The organism is Amycolatopsis sp. DSM 110486, from assembly GCF_019468465.1.
GTDB lineage: Bacteria > Actinomycetota > Actinomycetes > Mycobacteriales > Pseudonocardiaceae > Amycolatopsis.
In genome coordinates, this window is record NZ_CP080519.1 from 5,853,247 (window position 1) to 5,872,698 (window position 19,452).

Genomic DNA, 19,452 nt, shown 5'->3' on the forward strand with positions numbered 1-19,452 from the left:
CTGGTACGCCGTAATGATCCCACACCCCCGAGTGCTCCGCGGAGACGGGCCGCGGCTCGGCGGGCGATAATGGCGTGCGATGACTACCTCGCGAAGCGTCCTCGTGCTCGGCTCGACCGGGTCCGTCGGAGCCCAGGCCCTCGACGTCACCGCTCGTAACCCCCACCTGTTCACCGTCGCGGGCATCGCCGCCGGTGGCTCCGACCCGCAGGCGCTCGCCGCGCAGGCCCTGGCCCACGGCGTGGAGGCCGTGGCCGTGAGCCGCCCGACGGTGGTGGAAGACCTGCAGCTCGCGTTGTACGCGGAGGCGCAGCGGCGCGGCTACTCCCGGGGCGAGTTCCGCATCCCGCGCATCTTCGCCGGCGCCGACGCCGTGACGGAGCTCATCGACGCGGTGAACGTCGACGTCGTGCTCAACGCCCTGCCCGGGTCGCAGGGCCTTCAGCCCACGCTCAAAGCCCTGGCCACCGGCTCGACGCTCGCGCTGGCCAACAAGGAGTCGCTCATCGCGGGCGGGCCGCTCGTGCTCGCGGCCGCGAAGCCGGGGCAGATCGTGCCGGTGGACTCCGAGCACTCGGCCATCGCGCAGGCCCTGCGCGCCGGCCGGGACAACGAGGTCGCGCGCCTGGTGCTCACGGCGTCGGGCGGGCCGTTCCGCGGCAAGAAGCGCGAGGACCTCTCCGATGTGACCATCGAGCAGGCCATGGCGCACCCGACGTGGTCCATGGGCCCGGTCATCACGATCAACTCGGCCACGCTCATCAACAAGGGCCTGGAGCTGATCGAGGCCGCGCTGCTGTTCGGCATCGAGCCCGCGCGCATCGACGTGACCGTGCACCCGCAGTCGATCATCCACTCGATGGTGACGTTCGTCGACGGCTCGACGATCGCCCAGGCCAGCCCGCCCGACATGCGGCTGCCGATCGCGCTCGCGCTGCACTGGCCCGAGCGCGTGCCCGGCGCCGCCGCGGCGTGCTCGTGGGACAAGGCCGCGAGCTGGACGTTCGAGCCCCTCGACAACGAGGCGTTCCCGGCGGTCGAGCTGGCGCGCCACGTCGGCACCGAGGGCGGCTGCCTGCCCGCCGTCTACAACGCGGCGAACGAGGAGGCCGTGGCCGCGTTCCTCGCGCAGAACACCGGTTTCACGTCGATTGTGGACACTGTTTCCCAGGTGGTCGAAGCCGCCGACGAATGGCGTCGCGAACCGCGCGACGTCGAGGATGTACTCGCCGCCGAGCACTGGGCTCGAGGGCGCGCAGGATCGATGCTGGGTAAGGGGAAGTAGCGCGTGCTCGCCTACATCATCGGGGTGGTGCTGTTCGCCCTGGGCATCTGCATCTCCGTCGCGCTGCACGAGGCCGGCCACATGGTCACGGCCAAGATGTTCGGCATGAAGGTCCGCCGGTACTTCATCGGCTTCGGGCCCACCATCTTCTCGTTCCGCCGCGGCGAGACCGAGTACGGCGCGAAGTGGATCCCGCTCGGCGGGTTCTGCGACATCGCCGGCATGACAGCGCTCGACGAGGTGACCCCGGACGAGGCGCCGCGCGCAATGTGGCGGTTCAAGACGTGGAAGCGCACCGTCGTGATGTCGGCGGGCTCGATCACGCACTTCATCCTCGGCTTCATCGTGCTCTACCTGATGTCGATCACGATGGGCCTGCCGAACATCGCGGCCGCGTCGGAGCCGGTGCAGCCGGTCATCCAGAGCACGTCGTGCGCCCGCCCGGCCACCACCACGCAGCAGTTGAGCGACACCTCGTGCCCGCCCGGCGCGCCGACGCCGGCGGCGACGGCCGGGATCAAGGCGGGCGACAAGATCGTCTCCGTGGCGGGCAAGCCCACCGCGAGCTGGACCGACGTGCTGCAGGTCGTGCAGGCCGCGAAGGGCCCCACGCCGATCTCCGTGCAGCGCGGCGACAAGACCGTGAACCTGGTCGTGGACATCCCGCGCGTGCAGCGGATGGGTACCGACGGCAAGGTGCACGAGGTCGGCATGATGGGCGCCTCCACCGTGATCCCGCCCGCGTACCTGCACTACAACGGCCTCACCGGCATCGGCGCCACGTTCTCGTTCACCGGCGACATGTTCGCCCAGACCGCGCAGCGCCTCGTGGAGTTCCCTGAGCGCATCCCGGCCGTGGTCAGCGCGATCTTCGGCGGCGAGCGCGACCCGAACACCCCGGTCAGCGTCGTCGGCGCGAGCCGGATCGGCGGCGAGGCCGTGGAGCGGGGGCTGTGGCAGATCTTCTTCTTCCTGCTGGCCAGCCTTAACTTCTTCATCGGCGTGTTCAACCTGCTGCCGCTGCTGCCGCTGGACGGCGGGCACATCGCCGTCGTCTGGTACGAGAAGGTGCGCGACTGGCTGCGCGGCCTGCGCGGCAAGGCGGCGGGTGGACCGGTCGACTACACCAAGCTTTCGGCCGTCACGATGGTGCTCGTCGTCATCGGCGGCGGCATCACTCTACTGACGGTCACAGCGGACATCGTGAACCCGATTCGCTTGCAGTAACCGGTCCCACCGGTCGGGTCACTACCCGGCCGGTGGGCCCCCGACCGGGGGTAACGCTGCTCACCGTGACGGTTGACTTCGTTGAAGCAGGGCCGGATGGAGTAGGTAGGCTGAGGACGTGACCGTCGCGCTAGGTATGCCCGCACTGCCGCCCCCCGTCCTCGCCGAGCGCCGCAAAACCCGCCAGCTCCACGTGGGTTCCGTCGGTGTCGGCAGCGACTTCCCCATCTCCGTCCAGTCGATGACGACGACGCTGACCTCCGACGTCAACGCCACCCTCCAGCAGATCGCCGAGCTCACCGCCGCCGGCTGCGACATCGTCCGTGTCGCGTGCCCGTCCGCCGACGACGCCGAGGCGCTGCCCGCGATCGCGAAGAAGTCGCAGATCCCGGTGATCGCCGACATCCACTTCCAGCCCAAGTACGTGTTCGCCGCCATCGAGGCCGGCTGCGCCGCCGTGCGCGTGAACCCGGGCAACATCCGCAAGTTCGACGACCAGGTCAAAGAGATCGCGCAGGCCGCGAAGGACCACGGCACGCCGATCCGGATCGGCGTCAACGCCGGTTCGCTGGACAAGCGGCTGCTCGAGAAGTACGGCAAGGCCACGCCCGAGGCGCTGGCCGAGTCGGCCATGTGGGAGGCCTCGCTCTTCGCGGAGCACGACTTCCACGACATCAAGATCTCGGTCAAGCACAACGATCCGGTCGTGATGGTCCGCGCCTACGAGATCCTCGCCGAGCAGTGCGAGTACCCGCTGCACCTCGGCGTCACCGAGGCCGGGCCGGCGTTCCAGGGCACGATCAAGTCGGCCGTCGCGTTCGGCGCGCTGCTGACCCAAGGCATCGGCGACACCATCCGCGTGTCGCTGTCCGCGCCGCCGGTCGAAGAGGTGAAGGTCGGCAACCAGATCCTGCAGTCGCTGAACCTGCGCCCGCGCAAGCTGGAGATCGTGTCGTGCCCGTCGTGCGGTCGCGCGCAGGTGGACGTCTACACGCTCGCCGACCAGGTCACGGCCGGTCTGGAGGGCATGGAGATCCCGCTGCGCGTCGCGGTCATGGGCTGCGTCGTCAACGGCCCCGGCGAGGCCCGCGAGGCCGACCTGGGTGTCGCGTCCGGCAACGGCAAGGGCCAGATCTTCGTGAAGGGCGAGGTCATCAAGACCGTGCCCGAGCACGCGATCGTGGAGACCCTGATCGAAGAGGCCATGCGCATCGCCGAGGAAGCCGGCGAGGGCATCGGCGAGGGTTCGCCGAGCGTCACGGTCGGCTGAGTTTTCGGCTTTTGTGAAACCGGCCCCGCCTTTGTCGCGGGGCCGGTTTTTCAGCCCTGCAGATGGTGCTGGGCGGCGTCCTTGATCTGCATGCGCACGTTCTCCAGGGCCGCGGCGACCTCGTCGATCTGCTGGCTGGCCAGCTGGATCGCGCCCTGGATGGACGTGGCGGTGGACGTCTCGCCGAGCAGCCCGAGCACCTGCGACTGGAGGTCCTCCAGCTCGCCCTTCGTCGCGAGGGCGATGCCGGTGGGCACCGAGTCGGCCAGCAGTTCGAGCTGCTGGGCCTGCTCCTGGATCGTCACTCCCGCGTCCTTTCTCCGGTGGCCCCCGCTGTCCGTGGTAGCAGAAACCGGTGCTTCGCGGCCTACGCTGGTCAGGTGAGTCACAGCTGGGCCACCCGCTTGCCGCACCCGGTGCTGCGGCCGCTGGTCACGCGCTACATCGGCTACGCCCAGGACGACGTCACGTTGTCGGTTCATCGCGGCCTGCCGTCCCGGCACGTGACGCTGATCATCAGCCTGGAACAGCCGATCCGCTTCGCCGGCCTGCCCGGCGAGGGCACCCTGCAGGCCCTGGTCGGCGGGTTGCACACCTCACCCGCGCTCATCACGCAGGACCGGGTGCAGCGGGGCCTGCACGTGGAGCTGGACCCGCTGGGCGTGCGTTCCCTGCTCGGCGTGACGGCGGCTGAGCTGAGCGGGCGGGTTGTGGACCTCGCCGAGTTCGGCCGGCCGTGGGCGCTGTTGCCTTCGCGTCTTTTCGAAGCTGCGGATTGGCCTTCCCGGTTTGCCGTGCTGGACGAGGTGCTGGCTTCTTCGGCTGCTTCGGCGCCCCCTCCGGCTCCTGAGCTGGGGGAGGCTTGGCGGCTTCTGCGGGTGCGTTCGGGCGGTGTGCGGGTGACGGACCTGGCTTCTTCGGTCGGCTGGAGCCGGCGGCATTTCGGTGAGCGCTTCCGCGCGGAGGTCGGCCTGGCCCCGAAGCAGGTGGCGCGGGTGTTGCGCTTCGAACGCGCCGGTCGTCTGTTGCGAGCGGGTTCGCCGGACCTGGCCTCGGTGGCTGTCGAGGCCGGCTACTACGACCAGGCGCACCTGTCGAACGAGTGGCGGGCGTTGGCGGGATGCTCGCCGCGGACGTGGATCGCTGAGGAGCTCCCGTTCCTCCAAGACGACTCGGCGCCCCCGGAACCAGACTCGGGGGCATGACACCTCAACCGACAGTCTGGCCCGCCCTTCGCTACGACGACGCCCCCGCGGCCGTGCGCTTCCTCGTCGACGTCCTCGGCTTCGAGGAAACGCTGGTGGTCCCCGGCGGCGCCGAGCGCGCCATCGGCCACGCCGAGCTCCGCTGGCCCGAAGGCGGCGCCGTGATGCTCGGCAGCACCGGCGGCCCCGCCGACGAGGTCCACGACGCCATGAAACCGGGCACCGGCGCGGTCTACGTCGTCTCCGACCACGTGGACGCCATCCACGCCCGCGTGCGCGCCGCCGGCGCCGACATCACCCTCGACCTGCACGACACCGACTACGGCTCGCACACCTTCAGCCTGCGCGACCCGGAGGGCAACAGCTGGACGATCGGCACCTACCGGGGAGCGTGAGGCGGGCGCCTACTGAACCGGTCGTTCGAAGGTCACCAAGAGCCCTTCCACGGAGCCGGGGCCGACGCGGCCCTTCACGTCGGCGGAGGTGATGGTCTTGAGCTGCCAGCCGTCGGCGGCATGGTCGTTGAGGACCTTCTCGAGCCGGTCACCGGACATTTTGCCGCCCATGAGCTTCTCGCGGAGTTCGACGACCTTGTACGTGTAGCGCTGCATGTGTCCGATTGTGCCGTTCATCTGAGCGTGTCGGTGGGCTTGCGTTCCGTTCATCCGCGTCATCTGGCACTCTGGACACTGTGTTGCGGCTTGCAGGTGCACGGCTGCTCGACGATCGGGACTACCCAGCGGTGCGCGCCGCGCTGGCCGCCGACCCGGTGAGCAGCTGCATGGTCAGCGCCAGGGTCGAGGCCGCGGGCCTCGACCCTTGGCGGCTCGGTGGCGAGCTCTGGGCCGCCGACGGCCGCCCGGGGCGGTCCACGCGGTTCCAGGGGTTGTGTTTTGCCGGCCCGAACCTGATTCCGTTGCGCGGCAACGCGTCGGCCTTGCGGTCGTTCGCGGACCGGGCGTTGCGCAGGCAGCGCACGTGCTCGTCGCTCGTCGGGCCTGCCGAGCAGGTGCTGGGGTTGTGGGACGAGCTTTCGAGCGAGTGGGGGCCCGCGCGCGAAGTGCGGGGAGACCAGCCGCTGATGGCGCTCGACGGCAGCCCGCACGTCAAAGCCGACCCGCATGTGCGCGCGGTGCGGCCGGACGAGCTCGACCGCTATCTGCCCGCAGCCGTGGCGATGTTCATCGAGGAGGTGGGCGTCGACCCGCGCAGTGGCGACGGCGGCGCCAGCTACCGCGCCCGCGTGAGCGAGCTGATCGCCACCGGACGGGCGTTCGCCCGGTTCGAAGACGGTGAGGTCGTGTTCAAGGCCGAGATCGGCGCGATGTCGGCCGGCGTCGGCCAGATCCAAGGCGTGTGGGTGCACCCGGCGCGCCGCAGCGGCGGCCTCGGCACCGCGGGCACGGCCGCGGTCGTCAACCGGCTCGTGCACGGCCTCGGCCGCACCGCGAGCCTCTACGTGAACGCGTTCAACGCACCCGCGCTCGCCGCGTACCGCCGGATCGGGTTCCAGCAGGTCGGCCAGTACGCGACCGTCCTGTTCTGAACCTGATTCGCCCTTCCGGGTCGGCGTTTCGGCCCCGGACCCGCCCGCCGGGCTGGTTCGATCCGACGCATGGCACCTGGTCGGCACCCGCACCGTCGACACCGCGCAGCGGCCCTGACCGCCGCCGTCGCGACCGTCCTGCCGCTCGCCGGCTGCGGCCTGTTCTCGTCCGACGGCCCGGAAGACACGCTCGCCGCCTTCCTCACCGCCGTCAGCTCTGGTGACGTCGCCGGGGCCGCCGCGCGCACCGACTCGCCCGACGCCGCGAAGACCCTGCTCACCCAGGTCCGCGCCGCGCTCAAGCCCGAGTCGATCGAGGCGACCGGCGAGACGGTGAAGCAGTCGGGCGACAACGCCACCGGCGGCTACCGCCTCACCTGGCACCTCCCGAAGGGCCGCAGCTGGAGCTACACCTCCGACGCGCAGCTGCGCTCGGCCGAGGACGGCTGGCAGGTGCACTGGCAGCCCACCGTCGTGCACCCGCAGCTGGCGCCGTCGCAGAGCATCGCGATCGTGCCCGATCCGGCCGCGCCCGCGCCGGTCCTCGACCGCGACGGCTTCCCCCTGCTGCGCCCGCAGACCGTGATCGGCGTCGTCGTGGACCCGGCGAAGACCGGCAACACCACGGCCGTCGCCAGCAAGCTCGGCTCGGCGCTGCACCGCTTCGAGCCCACGGTGACCGGCCGCTCCGTGCTCGACGGCATCAAGGCCACCAAACCCGGCGCCTCCTACCCCGTGCTTTCCTTGCGCGACACCGACTACGAGCAAGTCAAGCCCACCATCTACGACCTGCCCGGCGTCCGCTTCACGAGCCAGGAACGCCTCCTGCCCGACGACCGCGACACCGGCCGCCAGATCCTGCCCGCCCTGCGCTCGATGGTCGAACAGCAAGCCGCGGGCGGCGCGGGCTGGCGGATCGTCTCGCTCGACGTCACCGGCAGCGAGGCCAGCGAGCTCTACGCCGTGCCGCCCAAGGACTCGCCGGCCGTCACGAGCACGCTCAGCACCCACGTCCAGACCGCCGCCGAGAAGGCCCTCGCACCGGTGAAGACCGCCGCCGCCATCGTGGCGCTGCAGCCGTCGACCGGGCAGCTGCTGGCGGTCGCGCAGAACGAGCCCGCGGACGAGCAGGGACCGCTCGCGCTCACCGGCCGCTTCCCGCCGGGGTCGACGTTCAAGATCGTCACCGCGACGGCCGCGCTCACGGCCGGCCGCGTGAAGGTCGACTCGCCGGTCGCCTGCCCGGGCACGGTGACGTTCGCCGGCCGCGTGGTGCCCAACGAAGGCCGGTTCGACCTGGGCACGGTGCCGCTGGCGAGGGCGTTCGCCCAGTCGTGCAACACGACGTTCGCCCAGCTTTCGGCCGACCTCTCGCCGACGGCGCTCACCGACGCCGCGCGCTCGCTCGGCATCGGCGCCGACTTCGTGATCCCCGGCCTCACGACCGTCACCGGGTCCGCGCCGCAGGCCGATTCCGTGGTGCAGCGCGCGGAGAACGGGTTCGGGCAGGGGACCGTGGTCACGAGCCCCTTCGGGATGGCGCTCGCCGCCGCGGCCGTGCAGTCGGGAAAGGTCCCCTCGCCGTCGCTGGTGCGCGGCCGGCCCGCCAAGGTGAGCGGTCTCGGCCCGGCGCCGCGGCCGGACGTGCTGGACGCCGTGCGCTCGATGATGCGCGACGTCGTCACCACCGGCACGGCCACCGCCCTGCGCGACCTGCCGGACGTGCGCGGGAAGACCGGCACGGCCCAGTTCGGCGACGGCACGCACTCCCACGGCTGGTTCGTCGGCTACCAGGGCGACCTGGCGTTCGCGGTGCTGCTCACCGACGCCGGCTCGTCGAAACCGGCCGTCGACGCCGCTCACCGGTTCCTCGCGGGCGTGGCCGCGAAGTGACGTCGTAGTCTGGAGGGCATGTCCGTTCGTGCCCCGTTGAAGCCCGGCGTCCAGACTCCGCGCCGCGCCGTTCCCGCAGACATCGCCCGCCCCGAGTACGTCGACCGGCCGGCGCCGAAGCGAGACACCGGCAACGGCGTGCGCACGCCCGAGGTGATCGAGGCGATGCGCGTGGCGTCGAGGATCGCCGCGCAGGCGCTCGAGGAGGGCGGCAAGGCCGTCAAGCCCGGCGCGACCACCGACGACATCGACAGGGTCGTGCACGAGTTCCTGCTCGACCACCACGCCTACCCGTCGACGCTGGGCTACCGCGCCTTCCCGAAGTCGTGCTGCACCTCGCTCAACGAGGTGATCTGCCACGGCATCCCCGACTCGACCCTGATCGAGGACGGCGACATCTGCAACATCGACGTCACCGCTTTTATCGGCAGCGTCCACGGCGACTGCAACGCCACCTTCCTCGCCGGCGACGTCTCCGAGGAGGCGAAGCTGCTCGTCGAGCGCACGCGCGAAGCCACGGCGCGCGCGATCAAGGCGGTGCGCCCCGGGCGGCAGCTGAACGTGATCGGCCGCGTGATCGAGGCGTACGCGAAGCGCTTCGACTACGGCGTGGTCCGCGACTTCACCGGCCACGGCGTCGGCCCGGCGTTCCACACCGCGCCGACGGTGCTGCACTACGAGGAGCCCTCGGTCCACACGCTGATCGAAGAGGGCATGACCTTCACGATCGAGCCGATGATCACCCTCGGCACCATCGACTACGACGTGTGGGACGACAACTGGACCGTGACCACGAAGGACAAGAAGTGGACGGCCCAGTTCGAGCACACCCTCGTGGTCACGGCCGACGGCGCGGAGATCCTCACGCTCCCGTGAGGTGCGCGGTCCGGGCCAGCTGAGCCGGGTCGGCCTTGCTGCGCGGAGCCGGTGCCTTGGTGCCCTTCGCGGGCACGCCGAGCGCCTGGGCGATCAGCTTCGCCTCGGCCTCCATGCCGGAGCGGAACGGGTGGTAGGCGACGGCTTCGAAGAGGTTCGTGCTCTGGCCGTTGACCCATGCTTTGCCGCCGGCGCACGCGTCGTGGCCGAGGCTGGGGCTGTAAGTGTCGACGAAGTGCACGCCTTCGCTGCGCGCCGCTCCTTCGATGGCGGCGTTGAGCTTCTGCTCGATGCTGTCTGCCCACGCGTAGTCGCCGTCGGCGAACGGGATCACGCTCGGGCACGTGCCCGTGGGCGGCAGCAGGCGCGGGTAGCCGACGAGCACGATCGTCGCGGCGGGCGCGCGGTCCTTCACGCCTTGCACGACCTTCGCGACGTTGCGGCCGGTCGCCTGCACCGCGCCGGCCATGGTGTCGACGCCGTTCACGGTGTAGTGCGCCTGGCAGGGCGCACCGGTCGGGTCGTCGGCGCGCAGCGTCGGGCAGGTGCCGGTGAGGTCGCCGAAGACGCTGTCGTCGTTGCCGCCGATGCCGATGGTGACCAGGTCGGTGTCGGCGTGCAGCGCGTCGAACTGCGGCTGCTGTGTGGACAGCGGAATGCTCGGCGACGGCGTGACCTGCGGCTGCGTCATGTTCGACGTGTCGGCCGACGAGCAGCTGACGTCGGTGAACGCGCCGTCCGCGTCGTAGATCCCCAGCCGCGTCGCGAGCCAGGACGGGTAGTTGTTGTTCGAGCGGAAGCACCAGCTGGCCTGCTGCCACGGGATCAGCGGCCCGGCGGTGTACGAGTCGCCGAGGGCGACGTACTTGCGGAACGACGGAGTACTGGCGGCCGCGGCGGCGGCACCGGCGACCAGCCCGGCGACCACGAGCAACACGACAAGGGGCGAACGGCGCACGGGCCTGACCTCTCCGTCCGACGGATGGTGATCAGACTTTCGCGTGGTCCGGACAAGTCCGCAACTTATGTGAGTCACTTTCACGTTCAAGAGTCCCGCGGGTGGGGGAGGCCCCTCGGCCGGGCCGGGAACCGGCGGTGACATCGGGGGAGCGGTGTCTAGGAGTCCCTAGTCCGCCGTTTGTCCGCTTTCCTCGGCCCGCGCCAGGATTTCGTCGAGGAAGTCGCCGGCCGCCTGGGCTGCGCGGGCCGGGTCGCGAGCTTCGATGGCGTCGACGATGGCGCGGTGCTGGGCGATCTCGGCGTGGTCCGGGTGGTCGTAGGTGGACGCGACACTGGCGGTGATCGCCTCCATCAGGCCGCGGTAGAGCTCGAACAGCAGGCCGTTGTGTCCACATCGGACGATTTCGAGGTGGAACTCCGCGTCGGTGCGGGCGAAGTCGTCGACGCGGCCGTCGAGCTGGTCGGTGTCCCGCTGTTGCAGCAGCACGCGCAGACTCTCGACCTCGGTGTCGGTGCGGGCGGTGGCGGCCAGGCGCGCGCCTTCGACCTCCAGGGTGCGGCGGACCTGCAGGACCTCGCGCAGCTCGGTGCCGCACAGGCGCCTCAGTGCGCCGGAGACCTCGCTCGTGGCGCGGACGTACGTGCCGTCGCCCTGGCGGACTTCGAGGATGCCGGTGTGTGCGAGCGCGCGGACAGCCTCGCGCACGGTGTTACGCCCGACGCCGAGCTGGGCGACCAGCGCGGGCTCGGTGGGGATGCGCTGTCCGACCGGCCATTCCCCCTGTGCGATCGCGTCGCGCAGCTGGTCGATGACCTGGTCGACCAGGCCCGCGCGCCGGGTGGTGGCGAGAGGCACAGGATTAATCCCTTCATCCAATCATCCTATGTATGCGATAGTAGCGGACGTGTCCGTCGATTCCTGGGATCCCACCCCACGCCCCGCCTCTTACTCCGACCGCCTCGAGCTCGAACTCGAAGGCGGCATCGAGGAAGAGACGCCTGGCGGCGTGCGCCGGCCCGGGGTGATCGCGGGTGGCGCGCTGCTCGCCGTCGCTGTGGTGCTCACGGCGCTGAACCTGCGCCCGGCCATCACGAGCGTCGGCCCGCTGCTCGCGGAGATGCGCGGCAGCCTCGGCGCGTCGGCGATCTGGGCGAGCGTGCTGACGACGTTGCCCGGCCTGTGTTTCGCCGGCGCGGGCCTCACGGCGCCGCTTCTTTCGCGCCGGTTTGGCATCGGCTCGGCGATCGGGTTCGCGCTGGCGGTGCTCACGGCCGGGCTGGTACTGCGCGTCGTCGACGGTCAGCTCGTGGTCCTCGGCGGCACCCTCGTCGCGACAGCCGGCATCGCGCTGATCAACGTCCTCATCCCCGTGGTGATCAAGGACTCCTTCCCGGCGCGCGTCGGCATGATGACCGGCGTCTACACGGCCGCGCTGCAAGGCGGCGGCGCCGCGGGGTCCGCCGCGAGCCCACCCCTGGAGACGGCGTTCGGCGGCTGGCGCCTGTCGCTCGGCTCGTGGGCCGTGCTGGGCGCGCTCGCGCTGGCCGTCTGGCTCTTCGCCACGCGCGGCACCGGCCGCGCACCCAAGCCGGCCGCGTCGACCGGCGGTGGACGGTCGCTCATGCGCAGCCCGCTCGCGTGGATCGTCACGATCTTCTTCGGCCTGCAGTCGTTCATCGCTTACGTGGTCATGGGCTGGCTCCCGCAGGTTTTCATCGACTCCGGCGTCAGCAAGGGCGACGCCGGCCTGCTGCTGGGCCTGATCTCCGTGATCGCTGTGCCGATCAGCCTCGTCATCCCGCCCATCGCGGCACGGCAGGGCACGCAGAGCTGGTGGATCCTCGGCATGGGCCTGTGCGGCCTGGCCGGGATGGCCGGCCTGCTCGTGGCGCCGGCCGCGTCGCCGCTGCTGTGGAGCGTGCTCATCGGCATCGGCATGAGCGTCTTCTCACTCGCCCTCACCGTCATCGCCCTGCGCGCCCGCACCGGCGCCGACACCGCGCGCCTGTCCGGCATGGCCCAGGGCTACGGCTACCTGCTCGCGGCCGTCGGCCCGTTCGTCTTCGGTCTCCTCCACAACGCGACGGGCAGCTGGTCGGTGTCGCTGATCGTGCTCATCGTGGTGATGTGCGCGCAGATGTTCTTCGGCGTCCTGGCGGGGCGTCCGCGCTACGTCTGACCCGATACGCGAAAGGCCTCCCCGCTCGGTCAAAACGGGGAGGCCTTTCGCGTATCGAGATTCTCAGTCCAGCGGCAGGTTCAGCAGCGCGTTCTCGATCAGCTCCGGCATCGCCGGGTGGATCCAGTACTGGCCGCGCGCCATGGTGTGGGCGTCGAGGCCGAAGCTCATGGCCTGGATGAGCGGCTGGATGACCGACGAGGCCTGCGGGCCGATGATGTGCGCGCCCAGCAGCTGGCCGGTGGCGGGGTCGGCGAGGAGCTTCGCGAAGCCCGTCGTGTCCTCCATGGCCCAGCCGTAGGCGATGCCGGCGTAGTCCTGTTTGGACACGACGTAGGACACGCCGCGAGCGCGCGCGTCCTGTTCCGTCAGGCCCACCGAGGCGATCTGCGGCGAGGTGAAGATCGCGTGCGGCACGAAGCGGTGGTCGGCCTTGATGCGGTCGTCCGGGTGCAGCAGGTTGTGTTGCACCACACGGCTTTCGTGGTTCGCGACGTGCTTCAGCTCGTACGGCGACGACATGTCCCCGAGCGCGTAGATGCCCGGCACCACCGTCTCCTGGTGGTCGTCCACGGCCACGTGGCCGCTGGCCTTCGTGGTGACGCCGGTGGCCGCGACGTCGAGCACGTCGGAGTTCGGCGTACGGCCGATAGCGACCAGGATGAGGTCGCTCTCCAGCGTCTCGGCGCCCTGCGGGCCTTCGAGCTCCAGCACCGCACCGGTGGCTTCGCGGTGCGCGCGCAGGATCTTGCGGTCACGGCGCAGGTCGAAGCGTTCCGCGGCCAGCTCGGTGAATCGGGCGCTCACGTCCTCGTCTTCGCCGCGCAGCATCGCGCCCGAGCGAAGGACCACGGTCACGTCCACGCCGAACGACGCGAACACGTGCGCGAACTCCGCCGCGATGTAGCCGCCGCCGAGGATGGTGATGCGGCGGGGCAGCGCGTCGAGCCGCATGATCGTGTCGGAGGTGTGGTAGCCGGTCTCCTCGAGGCCCGGGACGTCCGGCACGACCGGGCGCCCGCCTGCGGCGAGCACGAAGCGGTCGGCCGTGAGCACCTCGTCGGGCCGCCCGTCGGTGAAGCTGACGCGCAGCTCCTTCGTTCCGGTGAAGCGGCCTTCGCCCTGGTAGACGTCGACGTTCTTGTTGTCCTCGTGGTTCTTCCGGTACTCCGCGCCACCCGCGGCGATCGGGTCGATGCGCCCGAAGACGCGGTCGCGGATCTCGGGCCAGCGCACGCCCTTGAGCTCCTCGTCCACGCCGTAGCGGGAGCTGTGCGAAGGCGTCGCGGCCACGTCTGCGGCATAGACGAACATCTTGGTCGGGATGCAGCCCACGTTGAGGCACGTGCCGCCGAACGTCCCCTTCTCGACGATCGCCGTCTTCAGGTCGGCGAAGCGCGAGTCGAGGATCGAGTTCCCCGATCCGGTCCCGACGATCACCAGGTCGTAGTGCGGCACAGTCTTCCTCCGAAAGCCGTAGAACGGGCGTTCCCCAGCCTAGTCAACTGCGCGGCCGCACAGGGTGTTCCCGCGATCAATGCCCCGTGGCTGTGAAGTGCATCCGGTCGACCGGCGAGGTCCACGCGCCGCCCCAGCTCCAGCCGACGGCGGCGAAGTCGCGCACGACCGGTCCGCCCGCGACAACCATGCCCGGCCGCACGCGCGAGCGGTCCAGGTAGGCCGACGCCAGCTCCGGCAGTACCAGCGGTCCCTTCGTGTACGGGTTGCAGAACGGGTTCACGTCCACGGCCAGCCCGTACGCGTGGGCGGACCAATTCGTCTCGCCGCGGACGGGCCGGCAGACGAAGGCGCTCGTGTCGTTGCCGTCGCCGGTGGGTGGCGCGTCGAGCTCCTCGGGGCTGGTCACGCGCATTTCTTCGAGGGGGAACCGCTGCGCGAAGAGCTTGCCGAACGCGGTGACGACGGCCTGCGCGCCGGTGCGGTTCACGAGCAGTTCGCCGGTGTGGGCGCGGCCGTCGAAGCCCCAGAAGGAGAGCGTGACGTAGCGCAGGTCCGTCGACTTCACCGGGCACCCGGCCTGCCAGGTGCTGCGGGCGAGCACGTCGGCGGGGACGGGGACGATCTTCGACGTGTAGGTGGTGCCGGCCGGCGGCGGCAGGAAGTCGCGCGTCGGCAGGGCGCGGTTCACCAGTTCGGGTGGAGTCGGGAGGATCTCGCCGAAGCCGTCGGAACGGCGGGGGAGCGGGCGTGCACCCACCTGCCAGGTGACGGGCGGGGTGCTCGTCGCTGTCCGGGTTGTCGGGAGTGCCGCGCTCGTCCGGCTCGTCGCGCTCGGTGACGGCGTTCCGGGCGGGACCGAAGGTGCCGTCGGGGCCGGCGTGCTGCAGCCGACCAGCAGGAACGTGATCAGGGTGCCGGCCGCGGCCGTCGCTCTCCGTCGCATGGAACCAAGCCAATCAAACGCGCTCCGTGAGCGCTGAGTCCACCCGTTCCAGTGACACCATTTCGGGCCTGCTCCGTTTAGGGTAATCGCGGCTGCTCGTTCACGCGCCGCGATCCCGCTGCCTGCTCTTGCCGAATGTCCTTGCTTTTGCCGAATGTCCTGGTCGAATGCCGAAGGGGAATCCCATGCCCGCCAAGTTCCGCCGCCCGCTCCTTCTCGCGGCCGGGGCCCTGCTCGTGACCGCGGTGACGGTGCCGATCGCGGTCAGCACGGCGTCGGCACAGGACGCGCCCACGCCGCCCTCCGGCGCGCAGCCGCGGATCGTCGGCGGAGACGAGGCCACGCTTTCCGACCACCCGTACGCGGTGTACCTCGCCGACCAGAACGGGAACCAGTTCTGCGGCGCCGTGATCGTGAGCTCCACGGCGGTCGCGACAGCCGCGCACTGCGCGAAAGCCTTGCCCCGCACCGATGTTCGCGTTGTCGCGGGCCGCCAGGACAAGCGCACGAGCGACGGCGTGGTGCTCACCGTGTCGCGCGAGTGGGTCGATCCGGACTTCTCCGACCCGACGAAGGGCGCCGACGTCGCGGTGCTGAGCGTGCGGGGCCAGCTGCCTTACCGGCCGGCGAGGGTGGCGTCCGCGAGCGACCGCGCGGCCTACGACACCGGCACGCAGGCCACCGTCCTCGGCTGGGGCCGCGTCGCCGACGGCGGCGACCGCTCCGACTACCTGCGCAGCGCAGTCGTGCCGCTCGTCAGCGACTCCACGTGTAAGACGGCCTACGACACGTACGACCCGTCGAGCATGGTCTGCGCCGGCTACCCGGACGGCGGCATCGACGCCTGCCAGGGCGACTCCGGTGGTCCCCTCGTGGTCGGCGACACCCTCATCGGCATCGTCTCCTTCGGCGACGGCTGCGCGAAGGCCGGCAAGCCCGGCGTGTACACCCGTGTGTCGACGTACGCCGACGACATCGTGGCGCAGTCGCAGGCGCGGATCCTGGGCTGAGCTGTGCAGTCCCCGCCGCGGGTCCTCGGCTGAGCTGTGTTAAGCAGGGGTCGTGACGACCCCGCACCACGCGACCGGCCCCGAACTCACCGCCGCCCAGCTCTACGCCGTCCTCCGCCTGCGCGCCGACGTGTTCGTCGTCGAGCAGGAATGCGCCTACGGCGACGTCGACGGGCGTGACCTGCTCCCGTCGACGCGGCACCTGTGGTTCACGGACTCCGCCGGCGAGGTCACGGCGTACCTGCGCGTCCTCGCCGACCCGGATGACGTCTCCCGCATCGGCCGCGTCGTCACGGCCGTTTCAGCCCGCGGTCGTGGCCTCGCGGCGTCGCTGATGGAGGCCGCGCTGGCCGGCGCGACGGGCGAGTTTGTCCTGGACGCGCAGACGTACGCCCAGGCCCTCTACGCCCGCTTCGGCTTTGTGGCCGAAGGCGACGAGTTCCTCGACGACGGCATCCCGCACATCACCATGCGCCGTGTCGCGAAGGACCCTGCCGGCTCCTAAGAAGCCGCCCCTAGCGGTGCCGTCGCGGTGATGACCTTCACCGCGCGATCCACGTCTGCTTCGGTGAGGTCGGCGCGGACGGTGAGGCGCAGGCGCGAGATGCCGTCCGGGACGGACGGCGGGCGGAAGCAGCCGACACGGATGCCCTGGTCGGCGCAGGACTCGGCCCACGTGACGGCGGCCTCGGCGGACGGGGCCTGCACCGAGATCACCGCGGCGTCCGGGAGGCTGGCTCGCAGGCCGGCCGCCTTGAGCTGCATGGCGATGGTGCCCGCGTTTTCGGTCACCTTCGTGGGCAGCGAAGGGTCGGCCTTGAGCACGTTCAGCGCCGTCAGCGCGGCGGCGACGCTGGCGGGCGCGAGGGCGGTGTCGAAGATGAAGCTCCGCGCCGTATCCACGAGGTGCTTGATCACGCGCCGCGGGCCGACGACGGCGCCGCCCTGGGCGCCGAGGGACTTGGACAGCGTCAGGGTGGTGACGACGTCCGGCGAGGCGGACAGACCGGCCGCGTGGACGGCGCCTCGGCCGCCTTCGCCGAGGACGCCGAAGCCGTGGGCGTCGTCGACCAGCAGGGCGGCACCCGCGCCGCGGCAGATTTCCGCGAGCTCGCCCAGCGGGGCGAGGTCGCCGTCGACGGAGAACACCGAGTCCGTGACCACGAGGGCGCGCGGCTTGCGGCGCGTGGACAGCGCGTGCTGGATCGCCGACGGCGTCGCGTGGGCCACGGCCGCCACGTCGGCGCGCGACAGGCGGCAGCCTTCGATGAGCGACGCGTGGATGTACTTGTCGGTCACGATCGCCGATTCGGCGCCGGACAGCGCCGTCACCGCGCCGAGGTTCGCGGCGAAGCCCGAGGAGAACACCAGCGCCGCCTGGGCGCCGCAGAAGCGCGCCAGCTCGAGCTCCAGCTCGGCGTGCAGCTCGGTCGACCCGGTGACGAGCCGCGAACCCGTGGCGCCCGCGCCCCAGCGCATGGCGGCGGCCGCGGCGGCGCCGACGACGCGCTTGTCGCGGGCCAGGCCGAGGTAGTCGTTGCCGGCGAGGTCGAGCTCGTCCGTCTGCGCGGGCCGGGCCCGCAGCCGCCGCACCAAACCCGCTTCCGCGCGCTTCTCGGCCTCGGTGTCGAGCCAGTCGAAGACGTTCTCGGGCGGCAGCTGCGGGATGGCATTCACGTCCCGCAGTGTCCCACCCGTGTCACGCGCGAAACCGTGGGCCCTGCCACACAAAGAAAAAGCCCCGCACGAAGGCGGGGCTTTTTCTCGAACGGAAACTCAGCTGTCGTAACCACGGCGCTGCGGACGACCCGGGCGCTGCGGGCGACCCGAACCGTTGCCGGACCGCCCACGGCCACCGAAGCTCGGGCGGCCTTCGCGCGAACCGTAACCACCGCGGTCGCGGTTCTCGCCGTAGCTGCGCTCACCTCGCTCGCGGCCACCGCCGAAGCCACGGCCACCGCTGCGGCGCGGCGACTCGCGGCGACGCTCGATCACCGGCTCGCCGCTCGGCTCCTGCGCACCCGTGATGCGCGAGAGCTCCGCGTCGCCCGGGCGGACCACCGTGGTCTCGGCGCGCACGCCGGCCCGGTCGGTCATCCGGCGGACGGTGCGCTTCTGGTCGTGCGTCACCAGCGTGACGACAACACCCGACGCACCAGCGCGCGCCGTGCGGCCCGCGCGGTGCAGGTAGTCCTTGTGGTCCGCGGCCGGGTCCACGTGCAGTACCAGGGAGATGTCGTCCACGTGGATGCCGCGCGCGGCGACGTCCGTGGCGACCAGCACCGGAGTGTGGCCTTCCTTGAAGTCGGCCAGCACGCGGTTGCGCTGTCCCTGGGTCTTGCCACCGTGCAGCGCCGCCGCGTGCACACCCTGCTCACGCAGCCGCTCGGTGAGGCGGTCGACGTGGTGCTTGGTGCGCACGAACATGATCGTGCGGCCCTCGCGGGCACCGATCTGCGTGACGATGTCCTGCTTGTCCTGGTGCGACACCTGGAGCACGTGGTGGTCCATGGTGTCCACGCTCGCGGTCGACGGCGCGACCGAGTGCGTGACCGGGTCGGCGAGGTACTGCTTCACCAGCTTGTTGACGTCACCGTCGAGCGTCGCCGAGAACAGCAGCCGCTGGCCGCGCGGCGGGGTGAGGTCGAGGATCTCCCGCACCTGCGGCATGAAGCCCATGTCGGCCATCTGGTCGGCCTCGTCGAGCGCGATGAAGTTGCAGTCGCTCAGCGACGCGGTGCCCTGCCGGACGTGGTCCGACAACCGGCCCGGGGTGGCGATGAGCAGGTCGACACCACGCGAAAGCGCGTCGGCCTGACGGGTGAAGGCCATGCCGCCGACGGCCGTGCGGCACCACAGGCCGAGCGACTTGGCGAGCGGGGTCAGCGAGTCGGCCACCTGCATGGCCAGCTCGCGGGTCGGCACCAGCACGAGCGCGCGGGGGTGCTTCGGGCGGGCCTTGCCGCCGTTGAGCCGGGCCAGGATGGCCAGGCCGAACGCCAGCGTCTTGCCGGAACCGGTCTGGGCGCGGCCCAGCACGTCGCGGCCCGCGAGCGCGTCGGGAATCGTCGCCGACTGGATCGGGAACGGCGAGTTGATGCCGGCCTCCGCCAGCGCGCGCAGTAGCTCGTCGGGCAGACCGAGCTCGGCGAAGGTCTTGGTGGCCACCGTCTCGACGGTGTCGTCGCGAAGGAAGTCTTCGCGAGCCGGGCGCTGCCGCGGCTTGCGGTCGGGACGGTCCCCGCGGCCCGGCCCTGAGTGGGACGACGCAGCGGAATGGCCGGAGTTGAACGTGACTGTCACTTATGCCTCTCGGACGTGGCACGTCGCAAGGAGGCCCGGGCTGCCCGCTCGCAGGCAGGGCAAGATGGTGTGCAATGGGCTTTCACAGGGACGGACCCGGCGCGCTCAGGAGTTCCCACCATCGAGCGCCGATGGAAATGCTTCGGATTTCACCGCGAGCCCGTCAGTGGGCTTTGGAGGCGACGGACACCAACTCATCCACGCCGCCGATTGCGGTCTGTGCTCACTGTACCGGAGCGAGGGCTTCTGCTTCACACCCAGGTGTCCGGTTGTGGGCGGCGTCGCAGTCGTGT

At 71.0% G+C, this 19,452-nt stretch carries 19 protein-coding genes; 11 read left to right on the forward strand and 8 right to left on the reverse strand.

The window, feature by feature from the left end:
- Nucleotides 1-79: 79 nt before the first annotated feature.
- The 3 genes from dxr (at nucleotide 80) to ispG (ending at nucleotide 3,782) form a co-directional block, all read left to right on the forward strand.
- The gene (dxr, locus tag K1T34_RS28450; protein WP_220237839.1) at nucleotides 80-1,285 is read left to right on the forward strand and encodes a 1-deoxy-D-xylulose-5-phosphate reductoisomerase; all 1,206 of its coding nucleotides are present in this window, start codon (nucleotides 80-82) and stop codon (nucleotides 1,283-1,285) included.
- Between the two features lie 3 nt (nucleotides 1,286-1,288).
- Nucleotides 1,289-2,512, forward strand: a complete 1,224-nt coding sequence (locus tag K1T34_RS28455) for an RIP metalloprotease (RefSeq protein ID WP_220237840.1) — start codon at nucleotides 1,289-1,291, stop codon at nucleotides 2,510-2,512.
- Nucleotides 2,513-2,630: 118 nt separating this feature from the next.
- Nucleotides 2,631-3,782: a flavodoxin-dependent (E)-4-hydroxy-3-methylbut-2-enyl-diphosphate synthase gene (gene ispG, locus K1T34_RS28460; RefSeq protein WP_220237841.1), complete on the forward strand. Its 1,152-nt coding sequence runs from the start codon at nucleotides 2,631-2,633 to the stop codon at nucleotides 3,780-3,782.
- A 50-nt stretch (nucleotides 3,783-3,832) separates the two neighbouring features.
- Here the strand turns inward: ispG and K1T34_RS28465 are convergent, their stop codons facing one another.
- The gene (locus K1T34_RS28465) at nucleotides 3,833-4,087 is read right to left on the reverse strand and encodes a hypothetical protein (protein WP_220237842.1); all 255 of its coding nucleotides are present in this window, start codon (nucleotides 4,085-4,087) and stop codon (nucleotides 3,833-3,835) included.
- A gap of 75 nt (nucleotides 4,088-4,162) precedes the next feature.
- Between K1T34_RS28465 and K1T34_RS28470 the strand changes: the two genes are divergently transcribed.
- A complete protein-coding gene (locus K1T34_RS28470) occupies nucleotides 4,163-4,987 on the forward strand; it encodes an AraC family transcriptional regulator (RefSeq protein ID WP_220237843.1) in 825 nt (274 codons plus the stop codon).
- On the forward strand, nucleotides 4,984-5,382 hold the full coding sequence (locus tag K1T34_RS28475) for a VOC family protein (protein ID WP_220237844.1): 399 nt from the start codon (nucleotides 4,984-4,986) through the stop codon (nucleotides 5,380-5,382). Before K1T34_RS28470 ends, K1T34_RS28475 begins: the two co-directional genes overlap by 4 nt.
- A gap of 9 nt (nucleotides 5,383-5,391) precedes the next feature.
- Here K1T34_RS28475 and K1T34_RS28480 read toward each other — a convergent pair whose 3' ends face one another.
- Nucleotides 5,392-5,598 carry a DUF4177 domain-containing protein gene (locus tag K1T34_RS28480; RefSeq protein ID WP_220237845.1) on the reverse strand — a complete coding sequence of 69 codons (207 nt, stop codon included), beginning with the start codon at nucleotides 5,596-5,598 and terminating at the stop codon, nucleotides 5,392-5,394.
- A gap of 80 nt (nucleotides 5,599-5,678) precedes the next feature.
- Between K1T34_RS28480 and K1T34_RS28485 the strand changes: the two genes are divergently transcribed.
- The 3 genes from K1T34_RS28485 to map all read left to right on the forward strand — a co-directional run bounded on the left by K1T34_RS28485 (nucleotide 5,679) and on the right by map (nucleotide 9,302).
- The gene (locus K1T34_RS28485; RefSeq protein ID WP_220237846.1) at nucleotides 5,679-6,533 is read left to right on the forward strand and encodes a GNAT family N-acetyltransferase; all 855 of its coding nucleotides are present in this window, start codon (nucleotides 5,679-5,681) and stop codon (nucleotides 6,531-6,533) included.
- 69 nt (nucleotides 6,534-6,602) lie between these two features.
- Complete coding sequence (locus K1T34_RS28490) at nucleotides 6,603-8,426, forward strand: penicillin-binding transpeptidase domain-containing protein (RefSeq protein WP_220237847.1); 1,824 nt, start codon at nucleotides 6,603-6,605, stop codon at nucleotides 8,424-8,426.
- Nucleotides 8,427-8,444: 18 nt separating this feature from the next.
- Nucleotides 8,445-9,302, forward strand: coding sequence for a type I methionyl aminopeptidase (map, locus tag K1T34_RS28495; RefSeq protein WP_220237848.1), 858 nt, complete (start codon nucleotides 8,445-8,447; stop codon nucleotides 9,300-9,302).
- Here the strand turns inward: map and K1T34_RS28500 are convergent.
- Both K1T34_RS28500 and K1T34_RS28505 read right to left on the reverse strand, forming a co-directional pair.
- The gene (locus K1T34_RS28500; RefSeq protein ID WP_255637652.1) at nucleotides 9,289-10,260 is read right to left on the reverse strand and encodes an SGNH/GDSL hydrolase family protein; all 972 of its coding nucleotides are present in this window, start codon (nucleotides 10,258-10,260) and stop codon (nucleotides 9,289-9,291) included. The two genes, map and K1T34_RS28500, sit on opposite strands and share 14 nt — an antisense overlap.
- A 168-nt stretch (nucleotides 10,261-10,428) precedes the next feature.
- Nucleotides 10,429-11,118: a FadR/GntR family transcriptional regulator gene (locus K1T34_RS28505; protein ID WP_220237850.1), complete on the reverse strand. Its 690-nt coding sequence runs from the start codon at nucleotides 11,116-11,118 to the stop codon at nucleotides 10,429-10,431.
- A 49-nt stretch (nucleotides 11,119-11,167) separates the two neighbouring features.
- Here K1T34_RS28505 and K1T34_RS28510 point away from each other — a divergent pair, with 49 nt between their 5' ends.
- Complete coding sequence (locus K1T34_RS28510; protein WP_255637653.1) at nucleotides 11,168-12,442, forward strand: MFS transporter; 1,275 nt, start codon at nucleotides 11,168-11,170, stop codon at nucleotides 12,440-12,442.
- 63 nt (nucleotides 12,443-12,505) lie between these two features.
- Here K1T34_RS28510 and K1T34_RS28515 read toward each other — a convergent pair whose 3' ends face one another.
- Both K1T34_RS28515 and K1T34_RS28520 read right to left on the reverse strand, forming a co-directional pair.
- On the reverse strand, nucleotides 12,506-13,900 hold the full coding sequence (locus K1T34_RS28515; RefSeq protein ID WP_220237852.1) for a mycothione reductase: 1,395 nt from the start codon (nucleotides 13,898-13,900) through the stop codon (nucleotides 12,506-12,508).
- A gap of 76 nt (nucleotides 13,901-13,976) precedes the next feature.
- Nucleotides 13,977-14,846 (reverse strand): M15 family metallopeptidase, encoded by an 870-nt coding sequence (locus K1T34_RS28520; RefSeq protein ID WP_220237853.1) that lies wholly within the window; start codon nucleotides 14,844-14,846, stop codon nucleotides 13,977-13,979.
- Nucleotides 14,847-15,031: 185 nt separating this feature from the next.
- Between K1T34_RS28520 and K1T34_RS28525 the strand changes: the two genes are divergently transcribed.
- Together K1T34_RS28525 and K1T34_RS28530 are read left to right on the forward strand one after the other, a co-directional pair.
- Nucleotides 15,032-15,856: a trypsin-like serine protease gene (locus tag K1T34_RS28525; protein ID WP_220237854.1), complete on the forward strand. Its 825-nt coding sequence runs from the start codon at nucleotides 15,032-15,034 to the stop codon at nucleotides 15,854-15,856.
- Between the two features lie 52 nt (nucleotides 15,857-15,908).
- Nucleotides 15,909-16,361 carry a GNAT family N-acetyltransferase gene (locus tag K1T34_RS28530; RefSeq protein ID WP_220237855.1) on the forward strand — a complete coding sequence of 151 codons (453 nt, stop codon included), beginning with the start codon at nucleotides 15,909-15,911 and terminating at the stop codon, nucleotides 16,359-16,361.
- Here the strand turns inward: K1T34_RS28530 and K1T34_RS28535 are convergent.
- The gene (locus K1T34_RS28535) at nucleotides 16,358-17,533 is read right to left on the reverse strand and encodes an 8-amino-7-oxononanoate synthase (RefSeq protein WP_220237856.1); all 1,176 of its coding nucleotides are present in this window, start codon (nucleotides 17,531-17,533) and stop codon (nucleotides 16,358-16,360) included. The genes K1T34_RS28530 and K1T34_RS28535 overlap by 4 nt on opposite strands.
- A 99-nt stretch (nucleotides 17,534-17,632) precedes the next feature.
- Nucleotides 17,633-19,159: a DEAD/DEAH box helicase gene (locus K1T34_RS28540; protein WP_220237857.1), complete on the reverse strand. Its 1,527-nt coding sequence runs from the start codon at nucleotides 19,157-19,159 to the stop codon at nucleotides 17,633-17,635.
- Nucleotides 19,160-19,452 lie beyond the last annotated feature (293 nt).

Bases quoted from the DNA above. Each gene is read 5' to 3' on its own strand.
- dxr (WP_220237839.1), top strand. From the start codon at position 80: ATGACTACCTCGCGAAGCGTCCTCGTGCTCGGCTCGACCGGGTCCGTC.
- K1T34_RS28475 (WP_220237844.1), top strand. From the start codon at position 4,984: ATGACACCTCAACCGACAGTCTGGCCCGCCCTTCGCTACGACGACGCC.
- K1T34_RS28480 (WP_220237845.1), bottom strand. From the start codon at position 5,598: ATGCAGCGCTACACGTACAAGGTCGTCGAACTCCGCGAGAAGCTCATG.
- K1T34_RS28490 (WP_220237847.1), top strand. From the start codon at position 6,603: ATGGCACCTGGTCGGCACCCGCACCGTCGACACCGCGCAGCGGCCCTG.
- map (WP_220237848.1), top strand. From the start codon at position 8,445: ATGTCCGTTCGTGCCCCGTTGAAGCCCGGCGTCCAGACTCCGCGCCGC.
- K1T34_RS28520 (WP_220237853.1), bottom strand. From the start codon at position 14,846: ATGCGACGGAGAGCGACGGCCGCGGCCGGCACCCTGATCACGTTCCTG.
- K1T34_RS28525 (WP_220237854.1), top strand. From the start codon at position 15,032: ATGCCCGCCAAGTTCCGCCGCCCGCTCCTTCTCGCGGCCGGGGCCCTG.